The organism is Azospirillum sp. UFLA03-27 (assembly GCF_059803775.1).
This window is the reverse complement of record NZ_JAUQTX010000037.1, coordinates 24,753-36,116: the sequence shown is the minus strand read 5'-3', so window position 1 is coordinate 36,116 and position 11,364 is coordinate 24,753. Positions and strand designations below refer to the sequence as shown.

Annotated in this window: 12 protein-coding genes and 3 tRNA genes; 1 reads left to right on the top strand and 14 read right to left on the bottom strand. The window is 71.2% G+C overall.

Going from position 1 to position 11,364, the window contains the following annotated elements; translation table 11 throughout:
- Window positions 1-193: 193 nt before the first annotated feature.
- The gene (locus Q4I23_RS08450) at window positions 194-820 is read right to left on the bottom strand and encodes an MSMEG_1061 family FMN-dependent PPOX-type flavoprotein (protein ID WP_454020677.1); all 627 of its coding nucleotides are present in this window, start codon (window positions 818-820) and stop codon (window positions 194-196) included.
- 83 nt (window positions 821-903) lie between these two features.
- Between Q4I23_RS08450 and Q4I23_RS08445 the strand changes: the two genes are divergently transcribed.
- Window positions 904-1,671, top strand: coding sequence for an AraC family transcriptional regulator (locus tag Q4I23_RS08445; protein ID WP_498525916.1), 768 nt, complete (start codon window positions 904-906; stop codon window positions 1,669-1,671).
- 103 nt (window positions 1,672-1,774) lie between these two features.
- On the opposite strand, the gene Q4I23_RS08440 is transcribed toward Q4I23_RS08445, so the two are convergent.
- From Q4I23_RS08440 to Q4I23_RS08380, 13 genes are all read right to left on the bottom strand, one after another.
- Window positions 1,775-1,849: transfer RNA gene (locus Q4I23_RS08440), tRNA-Gly, on the bottom strand.
- Window positions 1,850-1,853: 4 nt separating this feature from the next.
- Window positions 1,854-1,930, bottom strand: a tRNA-Asp gene (locus Q4I23_RS08435).
- A 4-nt stretch (window positions 1,931-1,934) separates the two neighbouring features.
- A tRNA-Asn gene (locus tag Q4I23_RS08430) sits at window positions 1,935-2,010 on the bottom strand.
- Between the two features lie 95 nt (window positions 2,011-2,105).
- On the bottom strand, window positions 2,106-2,480 hold the full coding sequence (locus Q4I23_RS08425) for a response regulator (RefSeq protein WP_035682866.1): 375 nt from the start codon (window positions 2,478-2,480) through the stop codon (window positions 2,106-2,108).
- 139 nt (window positions 2,481-2,619) lie between these two features.
- Window positions 2,620-4,077 (bottom strand): pilus assembly protein TadG-related protein, encoded by a 1,458-nt coding sequence (locus Q4I23_RS08420; protein WP_454020675.1) that lies wholly within the window; start codon window positions 4,075-4,077, stop codon window positions 2,620-2,622.
- Window positions 4,074-4,682 (bottom strand): TadE/TadG family type IV pilus assembly protein, encoded by a 609-nt coding sequence (locus tag Q4I23_RS08415; protein ID WP_498525915.1) that lies wholly within the window; start codon window positions 4,680-4,682, stop codon window positions 4,074-4,076. Before Q4I23_RS08415 ends, Q4I23_RS08420 begins: the two co-directional genes overlap by 4 nt.
- A 5-nt stretch (window positions 4,683-4,687) precedes the next feature.
- Window positions 4,688-5,251, bottom strand: a complete 564-nt coding sequence (locus tag Q4I23_RS08410; protein ID WP_498525914.1) for a TadE/TadG family type IV pilus assembly protein — start codon at window positions 5,249-5,251, stop codon at window positions 4,688-4,690.
- Window positions 5,252-5,260: 9 nt separating this feature from the next.
- Window positions 5,261-6,109 (bottom strand): tetratricopeptide repeat protein, encoded by an 849-nt coding sequence (locus Q4I23_RS08405; protein WP_498525913.1) that lies wholly within the window; start codon window positions 6,107-6,109, stop codon window positions 5,261-5,263.
- The gene (locus tag Q4I23_RS08400; protein WP_498525912.1) at window positions 6,106-7,116 is read right to left on the bottom strand and encodes a type II secretion system F family protein; all 1,011 of its coding nucleotides are present in this window, start codon (window positions 7,114-7,116) and stop codon (window positions 6,106-6,108) included. Before Q4I23_RS08400 ends, Q4I23_RS08405 begins: the two co-directional genes overlap by 4 nt.
- Window positions 7,113-8,078, bottom strand: a complete 966-nt coding sequence (locus Q4I23_RS08395; protein WP_498525911.1) for a type II secretion system F family protein — start codon at window positions 8,076-8,078, stop codon at window positions 7,113-7,115. The genes Q4I23_RS08400 and Q4I23_RS08395 overlap by 4 nt, the downstream gene beginning before the upstream one ends.
- 16 nt (window positions 8,079-8,094) lie before the next feature.
- Window positions 8,095-9,489 (bottom strand): TadA family conjugal transfer-associated ATPase, encoded by a 1,395-nt coding sequence (locus tag Q4I23_RS08390; protein WP_498525910.1) that lies wholly within the window; start codon window positions 9,487-9,489, stop codon window positions 8,095-8,097.
- Window positions 9,486-10,697, bottom strand: a complete 1,212-nt coding sequence (locus tag Q4I23_RS08385; protein WP_498525909.1) for a CpaE/TadZ family protein — start codon at window positions 10,695-10,697, stop codon at window positions 9,486-9,488. The genes Q4I23_RS08390 and Q4I23_RS08385 overlap by 4 nt, the downstream gene beginning before the upstream one ends.
- Entirely contained in the window at window positions 10,694-11,359 is a 666-nt protein-coding gene (locus Q4I23_RS08380; protein WP_498525908.1) for a CpaD family pilus assembly protein, read from the bottom strand. Before Q4I23_RS08380 ends, Q4I23_RS08385 begins: the two co-directional genes overlap by 4 nt.
- Between the last annotated feature and the right edge of the window lie 5 nt (window positions 11,360-11,364).

Genomic DNA, 11,364 nt, shown 5'->3' with positions numbered 1-11,364 from the left:
GACGTGGGAGAGTAGGTCGCCGCCAGGTCACCACGGCACACGCCAAGCCATCAAGGACTTGGATGGATGGGTTTCAACCACACTTGACAATCGGCTTCATGAACGACAAGGCCGGCGCTTTCCCCAACGGGAGGCGCCGGTTTTTCGTCATGTCCGACAGAGGGCGTTTTTCCGGTCCTGAAACTCCTGCACCTCAGCCGTAGAGGTCGTTTCGCATCGCATGGTCGTAGTGCGCATCGATGGCCTCCGCGGCGGAGGCGTCCTGCCTGGTCATGGCGGCGAGCATCTGGCCGGGGGTCGGAAGCGCACCGCGCCCGATCCGGGACTCCGGAGCCCACAGCTTGGCCCGGTTCACCGCCTTGCCGCAGTGGAACAGCACCTCGTCCACGCTCACGACGATGGCCGTCTTGGGAATTTTCGTCCCCTCGGCAAGGTTGGCGCGGAGATCCGCGTCGTCCGAGACGCGGCCGCGTCCATTGATCCGCATGAAGACGTCCAGGCCGGGGAACAGGAAGAGCATCCCCAAGCGGTCGTCCTCCAGCAGGTTGCGCATGGACTCGATCCGGTTGTTGCCGGGCCAGTCGGCGAAGGCGACGGTCTTGGCATCGAGCATCCTGACGAAACCCGGCGGGCCGCCGCGCGGCGAGGCGTCCAGACCCGCAGCGCGACCGGTCGCGAGGCAGAAGAAGGTGGCCTTGGCGAGGTAATCGGCGTGGAAGGAGATCAACTCCGTCATGACCGCCTTCTGGACATGCTCCATCGGCGGGTCGTAAAGCCGGTCGAGGTCGGGCGTGGGGGAAGGGGAATTCTGCGGAATCATGGCTTTCTCCTGTCGCGAGCAGTCTAGCGGGCGACCGAAGGCAGCGCTAAGCTATGGCGGCCATTCGATAGCGGATTGACGCCATGTCCGAGGAACGGTTCGCCTTCGCCGCGAGTGATGCGTGCGAACCGATCATCGTCGCCATCTACGAGACGCAGGCCGAACATCGTGCGCTGGGACTGCACAGCCATTCGCGCGGCCAGCTCTCCGGTCTGCGCCGCGGGCTGCTCACCATCGGCACGGAGACGGACACCTGGGTGGTTCCCGCCGAGCATGCGGTCTGGCTTCCGCCCCACCAGCCGCACCACGGCTACACCCACGGGGCCGTCGAGGGGTGGAGCTGCTACATCGCGGAAGCCGCCTGCGCGACGCTGCCGGACCGGTCCTGCATCATCAAGGTATCCGGCCTGCTGCGCGAGGCGGTGATCCGCGCCTCCGGATGGCGAGGGTGGGAGCTGGACGAGGCGCAATGGCGCCTTGCCATGGTCCTCCTCGACGAACTCAGGGCCTCGCCCATCGATCCCTTTACCCTGCCCATGCCGCGCGATCCGCGCCTTCTCCGGATCGCGCGGGCCTTGCTCGACGATCCCGGGGATCGGCGTGGCATGGACGCCTGGGCTTCCTGGGCGGGCGTGTCCGAAAGGACGCTGAGCCGCCGCTTCGTGGCGGAGACCGGCTACAGCTACACCGCGTGGCGGCAGCGGGCGCGCCTGATGCGCGCGCTGGAGATGCTGGCCGAGGGCGCGCCGGTGACGACCGTGGCCATCGACCTCGGCTACGACAGCGTCAGCGCCTTCATCGCCTTGTTCAAGCGGACGCTGGGCGTGACGCCATCGGCTTATTTCGGCTGAGCGGAATGGAGAAGGAGCGGGTCGGCCTCAAACGGCGCCTGAAACGACGAGGGGGCCGCTTGATGAACAAGCGGCCCCCGTAGACACTGTCGTGCCCCGAAACTGGAGCGGGCGAAGGGATTCGAACCCTCGACCCCAACCTTGGCAAGGTTGTGCTCTACCCCTGAGCTACGCCCGCAATGTGGCGCGAGTGACGGGACTTGAACCCGCGGCCTCCGGCGTGACAGGCCGGCGCTCTAACCAACTGAGCTACACCCGCAATATGGCTCCGGATGCTGGACTCGAACCAGCGACACGCGGATTAACAGTCCGCTGCTCTACCGACTGAGCTAATCCGGAACGGAGGCCGGCTTATACGGGTCCCTGCGGCGCAGCGCAAGCAGGAACTTCACCGGAGAGCGAACTTTTTTCGCTTCCACCCTCCGGCGGTCCGGTCAGGCGACCCCAAGCAGGCTCTGCACCGCCCGGACGATGCTGTCCTCGGAAAAGGGCTTCTGGACGACGGACAGCTGGCCCGGCTCCTCCTTGGGCAGGTTGTCGCTGTAGCCGGTGGTGACCAGGATGGGCAACTCGGGGCGCTGCTCCTGCATGCGGGCGATCAGGCTGGTGCCGTCGAAGTGCGGCATGCGCAGGTCGGTGATCAGGATGTCGGCGGGATCGTTCTGGTCGATCTTGAAGGCATCGAACCCGTTGCGCCCGATGGTCACGCGGAAGCCGCGCTCCTCCAGGGTTTCGGCAATGGTGACCGCGACGACGGGGTCGTCTTCGGCAACGATCACGTGAAAGGTCTGGGGGAAGGTCTGGGACATGACGGGCGGGCCTCTTGTCTGCACGGTCCCGATTCCTGTAGCCCATTGGGCGGCGGCGGACCAATGCGCAATAGGTCATAAACCGCTGTCTCCGCCATACTGCCCCCGGCCAAGGTGCCGGCCGTTCAGCGCAGGCCGATCAGCGGATGATTCGCAGGTTGCTGAGCTGGCCGGCTATGGTGCGGAACACCGTCTGCAGATCCGCCGGCGTCGGGCTGTCGAAATAATGGTTCGGGCCGGGCGAGGCGCAGCTTTCGTAGAGGGTGCGGGTGGCGCTGCTGGCGCTGTCGCCGACGGTGATGGTGAAGAGGGTGATCCCCGCCGCCTTCATATTGCTGCACAGCGTCAGCATGCGGTTGTTGATCGCCGTCGTCACCTGATTGGTGTCGGTGGTGCCCAGCAGCCCGTCGCTGAGACGCTGGTAGCTGGTGTAGTCGCCCTGCGGCTTGTACTTGTACCACTCGTTGTTGCCGTCGGTCAGCAGGACGACCGCCTTGGACATGTCGGGCGTCCCGTAATCGAGCGGCAGCGTGTCCGGCGTCGTGCCGCCCCACAGGCCGCGCCACTTCGGCGACAGGGTGAACCATCCGGCCTGCAGCCCCTGGTTCGCCATGGTGCCGCCGCGGTTCACCGGCTTCAGCCCGGCGATCCTGGCGAGCAGCGCCGAGCGGTCGTTGGTCAGCGCCATGATCGGCGGCGGACAGCCGAGATTCGGCCCGGCCATGTCGTTGGTCTGGCGGTAGGTGCCGTCGTCGGTGATGTTCGTGGGGGTCCAGGGGTTGTCGTTGTTGGTCCCGTTGTACTGGTTGTTCGGGTACCAGAAGGGCTTGAACGGCGCGGAGGCCGGCGGGGTGTCGGTCTGGTCCTGCGGCTGGGTGCGCGCCAGGACGCAGCCGCGCCAGCCCTGGGAGGCCCATTTGGTGGCGTCGTAGCTGCCCGCCGCCAGCCAGTTGGTGCGGGTCTTGCCGATGTTGACCTCCGCCGCGTAGGGGGCGATGGAGACCCACAGGTTTTTCGGCGGCGCGCTGCCCGGCCCGAACAGGATGTTGACGAGGTCGGTGGCGGCGCTGCGCAGCTCCCCGATGCGGTTGTTGGTCGCCATGGAGCCGGTGACGTCGAGCACCAGCGCCAGTTCCAGCCCGGCGTTGGCGCGCTGCACCTGATTGGTGACGGAGATGGTCAGCTCGTTCACCTGCAGGACCCGCAGGAAGGTCGTCGGCAGGGTGGCGGTGACCGACACGCCGACGCGCTGGTTGGTCTGGTCCAGCGTCACCGCCGGGGTGCCGATGGCCGCCCCCAGGAAGCCCGGCGGCAGGTTGGCCGCGACGAACATGGCGATGTCGCTCTGGGCGTCCGCCGTGGAGTTCAGCATCTTGCCGGCGGCCAGCGCCCCGGCATCGATGGCGGTCTGAAGCCGCGACTGCACGAGGAAGGCCCGGCCGTAATCCACCGCCAGCCCGACCATGCCCAGCAGGGGCACCGCGGCGGCGGCGAACATCAACGCCGTGGCACCCCGTCGGTCCCGCCGCACCGTGCCCAGAGAGGTGGCGCCCAGAGAGGCGAGCAGGCGGGCCGCGGTCAGGAAGCGTGTTCTCATGGCCCGGTCTCCAGCGTGGTGAGCGTGCCGAGCCGGGGCTGGTAGACGGCGCTGGCGTAGAGCGTCGTGGAGGTTCCGGCGTCGCCGAGCCACGGTCCGCTCAGCAGATAGGGGGTGAAGCGGTAGAACAGCTCGGTGAAGATGGCGTTGTCGCCGGGCTGCTGGGTGAAGCCGGGCGGCAGCGTGGCCGCCCCGCCCGCGGCGCCGTAATGGCTGATGGCGGAGCCGGTGCCGGCCCGTTCCTGCCACATCACCCGCGATCCCTGGCCCATGTTGGCGACCGAGGTGACGATCACCTGCCCGCCGGCCATCAGGTCCAGAGGCTGGGCGACCTCCGTCGCGGCGAGGAACAGCACGCCGACCTCGTTCCCCTTCACCACGGTCATCCCGGCGCGCAGCTTGTCGAACTGGGTGGCGATGTCGCTGACGTTGGCGGCAGTGCGGTTCAGGGTCAGGGTGATGCTGACGTAGCGCACCACGTCCACCGTGGCGGTGACCAGCAGCAGAAGGACCGGCGCCAGCAGCGCCATCTCCAGCGCCGCGACGCCGCGGCGGTCGCGCAGCAGGGGCCGGCGCCGGGATTTCGGGACCTGTGTCGCCATCATGCCGGTCACTCCCCCACCATGAAGGGTTCGTTGCGCACGGCCAGCCGGGCCTCGTGGATCAGTTCCGCCCGTCCCAGGACCGTGGCGCCCAGCCCGGTCAGCACCGGCTGGGTGTAGCGCAGCGTGTAGACGACGACCTGCCCGCTGCCGCCCAGCGCCGTCCCGGTCTGATTGGCGTCCCAGTCGGTGGAGCCGCAATTCAGGTCGGTGAGCGAAGTGGAGGGCGGGACCCCGCCGTTCACCTGGCCCAGCGTGGTGAAGGAGGCGTAGCTGTGGCTGCGCACCGACAGGCGGCTCTGGTCGAGCACCCGGCCGGTCAAGCGGTACACCGTGTCGCAGACCTGGGCGCGGCGGTCGGTGAAGCCGGTCGCCAGCTCCCCGGTGAAGCCGCTGCGGGCGGCGGCTCGGGCGGCGTGGTTGAGCAGGCCGTCCACGGTCAGCGAGTAGGACACCTCGGCCAGCGCGATCATGCCTGCGATCAGCGCCGGGGAGACGATCGCCAGCTCCAGCGTGGTCAGGCCCCGGCGGTCACGCAGGGCACGGCGAACGGGAGAGGGGCGGCTGCGCATGGGGCCGCCTCACGGTTTGAAGGCGACGAACTGGCGCGCCGTCTCGTAGAAGGCCAGATTCGAGCGGACGTTGGCGTCGTCGAGGTCGAGCCGGGCCACGCGGGCCGCCGCCTCCAGATCGCCCTTCAGCCCGTAGGCCAGCGCGAGGTTCTGGCGCACGCGGGGGGAGTCCACCCCGCCTTGGACCAGCCCTTCCAGAATCGCCACGCCCTCCGCGCTGCCGTTCAGCGCCAGCGACAGGCCGAGGTTTGCCATGGCCGCCGTGTTGTTCGGCTCCGCCTTCAGCACGTGGCGGTACTCGCCCTGGGCCTCCGCATGCCGCCCGGCGAGGTCGAGGGCGACGCCGCGGTTCAAGCGGGCGCGCAGGTCGTCGTCGTTGCGGCGGAGCAGGGCGTCGAAGCGGTTCAGCGCATCGGCGGGACGGTTGGCGCGAACCAGCGCGCGGCCCAGCGCCGTCTGCACCTCCACATTGTCGGGCACCGCGGCGGCGGCCTTCTGGAGCTCGACCACCGCGTCGGCGGCGGACCCGCTCTCCGACAGGGTTTCACCCAGCCCGAGCAGGGCGCCGACATGGCCCGGCGCCTGATCCAGCACCGCCCGGTAGAAGCGCACCGCGGAGCCGGTGTTGCCGGCCTCCTGGGCGGCGCGGGCGAGGCGGAGCTGCACGCGCGCCTTGTCGTCCAGCGTGGCGTTGGCCGTCGGGCCGCTCTTCGACCCCACCGGCCCGCCGCCCGGCGCCGAGGCGCAGGCGCTGACCGACAGCAGCAGGAGGGCGGCGGCCGCGGCGCGGCCCAGACCGGAGAGACGCTTGCGGGTCGGGCGCTGGCTGGACGGGAGGAGGGACGGGGTGGCGATCATGGCTGACCTCCCTTGGTCTGGCTGTGGGGCGGGTTGGAGTGGGATTGGCTGGAATGAGTTTGCTGGCTGGTGCCGGCGCTGTCGAAGCTGCGCGAGACGTCGAGCATGGCGGGGCCGCCGACGACGATGAAGACGCAGGGCAGGATGAAGACCACCATGGGCAGGGTCAGCAGCACCGGCAGGCGGGCCGCCTTCTCCTCGAACCGGGCGAGGCGCTGGGCGCGCATCTCCCCGGCCAGGACGCGCAGCGCCTGGGCCAGCGGTGTGCCGTAGCGCATGGCCTGGATCAGCGTCGTCGCCATGCCGCGCACGCCCTCCATGTCCAGCCGGGCGGCCAGATTGTTGAGTGCGCCGCCGCGGTCGGACAGCACGCGCATCTCCGCCGCGGTGGCCGACAGCTCGGCGCTCAGCGCCGGGTAGGCGGTCGCCACCTCGCGGGCCACGCGGTCCACCGCCGCTTCCAGGCCGAGGCCGGCCTCGCCGCAGATCACCAGCAGGTCGAGCGCGTCGGGCAGGCCGTTGCGCACCTCCTCCAGACGGCGGTCGCGCATCCGGCCCAGCGCCAGATCGGGCAGCCGCCAGCCGAGCAGGGCGCCGGCCACCACCTGCGCCGCCGCACCCGGCGCGCCGATCAGCGAGGGCAGCAGGTCCCCCGCCGCCGCAGGGACCAGCGCCATCCCGGCGCCGATGCACAGCAGCTTGATGCCGAGCAGGGAATAGAGGTGGCCGGGCTGGTTGTAGCCGGCGGCGATCAGGCTCTTGCGCATCCGCTCCCGGTCGGTGGAACCGACGAGCGGTGTGCGGGCCAGCGTGGCGCCGATCCGGCTCAGCAGGCTGCGGCGCTCCGTCTCCGGGGCGGCGGAGAGCGCGGTTCCGGCGCGCAGGCGCTCCAGCCGGGCCAGCAGCCGCTCGCGCAGCGCGCAGGAGCGCAGCCCGGCCACACCGGTCAGGATCATCAGGACGCCGAAGCCGAGCAGGACCGGCTGCGGGATCAGGCCGCCGCTCATGACAGGGTCTTCCTGATGAGGAGCTGCATGGAGCCGACGCCGACCAGCAGCAGCCCGCCGGCCACCATCAGCATCGTCTGGCCGCTCGGCTCGTCGATCAGCCGCCACGCGTAGTCGGGGTTCAGCATCGCCATGCCGCCGCCGGCCAGGAAGGGCAGGGCGGCCAGCACGGCGGCGGAGCTGCGTGCCTCCGACGTCAGGGCGCGGGTGCGCATCTGCACGCGGCGGCGCTGGCGGATCATGTCGGCCAGATTCTCCAGCGGCTCCGTCAGGTTGCCGCCGGTCTCCCGCTGCAGCAACAGGGTGACGACGAAGAAGCGGAACTCCGGCAGGCGGACATTGGCGGCGGCGCGGGTCAGCACGGTTTCCAGGTCGATGCCCATGGCCGTCTCGTCGACGATGCGGCGGAACAGCGGGGCGATCGGCTCGGACAGCTCGGTGCCGACCATGCGCAGGCTTTCCGAGACCGGGATGCCGGCGCGGGTGGCGCGGACGACGAGGCTGATCGCGTCGGGAAGCTGATTCATCAACGCCTCCAGCGTCTTGCGGCGGCTGGCGGCGAAGACGAGGCGGGGGGTGACCAGCAGGGCCACAGCGGCGGTGGTCGTGGCGCCCGCGTCGCCCATCACCGGCCCGCCCAGCCACCAGCACAGGCCGGCGGCGATCACGGCGTACAGAAGCGCCCGCCACAGCCGGATGCCCGGCGGCAGATAGACGGTCTGGCGCCGCGCGTAGAAACGCGACATGCGCCGCTTCACCCGGTCGGCGATGGTCAGGGGGCCGGCGCCGGTGATGTCGGGGCTGCCGTCCTCCACCACGGACCGCGCCTCGGCCGACAGGGCGGCCAGCCGGCGGCGCAGCGCCTTGCGGCGGCGGAACGCGCGCAGGGTGGACAGGGCGAACAGCAGCGTCCCGACGCCGAGGAGGAGGGTGGCGAGCTGAAGGGCCTGGATGCGGTCCATCGCGTGTTCCCTCCCGCTACAGGCCGGTGGTGGCGGTGTTCCAGGCCGCCTCCTGCCCGAAATAGGCCAGCCGGTCGGCGAAGCGCGGGCGCAGGCCGGTGGCGGCGTAGCGCCCCTCCAGGATGCCGTCGCGGTTCTCGCCGCGGAACTCGAAGGTGAAGAGGTCCTGGGTCAGGATCACGTCGCCCTCCATGCCGACCAGCTCGGTGACGTGGGTGATGCGGCGCACGCCGTCGCGCATGCGCTGGACCTGGACGATGACGTTGACCGCCCCGGCGATCTGCTGGCGGATGGCCCGGCTGGGCAGGTTCATCCCGGCCATCAGCACCATGTTCTCGACGCGGCTCAGCGCGTCGCGCGGGTTGTTGGCGTGGATGGTCGACATCGACCCGTCATGGCCGGTGTTCATGGCCTGGAGCATGTCGAAGGCCTCCGCCCCGCGCACCTCGCCGATGATGATGCGGTCGGGCCGCATGCGCAGGGCGTTGCGGACGAGGTCGCGCTGGGTGACCTGCCCCTGGCCCTCCAGGTTGGGCGGGCGCGTCTCCAGCCGGACGACGTGGGGCTGCTGGAGCTGGAGTTCGGCCGCGTCCTCGATGGTGATGACGCGCTCGGTCGCCTCGATGGGGCGGGACATGGCGTTGAGCAGCGTCGTCTTGCCCGAGCCGGTGCCGCCGGAAATGATGACGTTCAGCCGGCAGCGCCCGATGATCTCCAGCGCGCGGGCCATCGGCTCGGACATGCTGCGGAACTCCACCAGTTCGCGGAAGCCGATGGTGCGGCGGGCGAATTTGCGGATGGAGATGCAGGCGCCGTCGAGCGCCAGCGGCGGCACCACGATGTTGACGCGGCTGCCGTCGGCCAGCCGGGCGTCGACCATCGGGCTGGATTCGTCCACCCGCCGCCCGACCGCCGAGGCGATGCGCTGCGCGATGTTCAGCAGATGCCCGGCGTCGCGGAAGCGCACCGGCATTTCCACCAGCTTGCCGCGCTGCTCGGCGAAGGTGCGGGAGGGGCCATTGACCATGATGTCGGTGATCGCGTCGTCAGCCAGCAGCGGTTCCAGCGGTCCCAGCCCGATCATGTCGTGGACCAGCTCCGTCGCCAGCGTGGCCTGCTCGCGCCCGTTCAATTGGCTGCGGCTGGTGGTGGCGATGTCGTCGATCAGCCGCTCGACCAGCGGGCGTAGCGTCTCCGCCGGCATGTCGGCGATGCTCGCCGGGTCGATGCGGGCCAGCACCTGGGACCGGATGTCGTTCAGCGAGCGGTTGACCGGGCGCAGCGCGGCCGGTGGCGGCGGGACGGGCGCCGCCGCCGGTGCGGCGACCGGGGCGGGCTTCGGCTCCTCGGCCGGCGGGCTGGCGACCGCCAGCGAGGGGGGGGCCGCCTTGCGGCCGAACAGCGTGCTCATCGCCGCACCCAGCGGCGGAACAGGCCGTCCTGGGCGGCGGGCTGACCGGCGACATCGGCGCCCAGCCGCTCCATGGCCTCGCGGAAGCGGCGGCAATGGCGGAAGGCCGGCTCGCCGACGCCGGCGGCGACGGCCAGCGGCACCGGGCGGTAGGGCAGGGCGTGCTCCGGCGGCTCGCCCAGCGTGCGCATCAGGTCCGCCGCGGGAAGCTCGCCGGGGGCGCCACGCCGGTTCAGGACGGTGACGAGCCGCCCGCCGCCGGCCCGCCGCGCGATGGCGGCGCGCAGCCGCACCAGATCGCGCAGGCCGGCGACGCTGGCGTCGCCGACCAGGACCACGATGGACGCCGCCTCCAGCGCGGCGCGGGCGGCCCCGCCCTGGGCGCGGCCGGCGTCCACGACGACGTAGTTGTGGCGGGCCTGGAGACGGTTCAGCACCGACAGGGCGGCGGTCGGCGCGATGTCGATCACGTCCTCCACCGGCTCCTCCGCCGCCAGGACGGACAGCCGGTCGGAAGCGGCGACCATGGCGCGTTCCATGAACACGTCGTCCACCCGGTCGGGGGCCTCGACCGCCTCGCGCAACGCCGGCTCGGGCCGCAGGTTGAGGGCCAGCGCCACCGTGCCGTTCTGCAGGTCGAGGTCGACCAGCGCCGTGCGCCCGCGCGCCCCGTCGGCCAGCCAGCAGCCCAGATGCACCGCGACCGTCGTCGTCCCCACGCCGCCGCGCGCGCCGACCACCGCCACCAGCTTGCCCAGCCGTCCCGGCGCCTCGTCCGCCCCGCTGCCGGCGCCGGCGGCGCGCAGCGCCCCCTCCAGCAGATCGCGGGACAACGGCTTGAACAGATAGTCGGTGACTCCGATCCGGCGCAGGTCGCGGTAGAGGCCGATGTCGTTGCTGTCGCCGACCGCGATGACCCGCACCGACGGGTCGCAGACTCCGGCCAGCGCCTCCATGGCGGCCAGCGGGTCGGCGACGCCGGACAGATCGACCAGCAGCAGATCCGGCGAGCGCTGGCGAGTGAGATCGCGGACGGCGCTGCGGATGTCGCCGGTCCGCACCTCGCAGGGCAGCAGGGACGGGGCTGCGCTGTTCAGCAGGGCGGCGCTGGCCGCGTCGGCGACGTAGGCGAGCAGGCGGGGACCGGTGCCGCGGGCGGCGTCGGCCGGCGACGGCGCGTCGCCGAGAAGGGTGGCGAGCAGGCTCATTGGTCCTCCTGGCTTCCGTTCAGGGCGGGGGCCAGCACGAAGGCGCTGGTGCCGTTGCCCTTCACGAAGGGCTTCACCTGGTCGGCGCGGTAGCGTTGGACGGCGCCGGCCATGCGCTGGCCGTCGGCGGGCACGGTCTCGCGGCCCTGCACGAGGTCACGCGGGTCGGCCAGCATCAGAGCGAGGTTGCGCCGGTTGCTGCAGCCCAGCGCCTCGGTCGGGCTGTTCTGGTACCAGCCGCTGTAGATGTCGCTCCACGCCGCGCAGTCCGGGGCCAGCGCGACGTAGCTGGTCACCTGGAGCGCCGGGGCGCCGGTCTGGTCGGGGGTGAAGGTGACGTTCTCCGGCGGCACGCCGGCCGCGCCCAGCAAGGAGGCGACGGCGGACCGCGCCGGGGCGGCCAGCAGCGGACCGGTGACCGTCACATGGGGGGTGGTGTCGCGGCCGAGCCCGGCCACCGTGCGGACCACCCGGCCGCGCTCCTCCGCCGCGATGGCGCCGCTGCGCGGGTCGATGGCGAAGGGGACGGTGTTGCTGAGCGCCCTCACGGCGGGTACTTGGGCGGTGGGCATCGGCGGGGGAGTCTGCGGCACGGCGCAGCCGCCCAGCAGACCCGTGAGGAGTGGCAGAAGCAGCATCGGCGTTCGCATGGCTTTGGACATGGCGC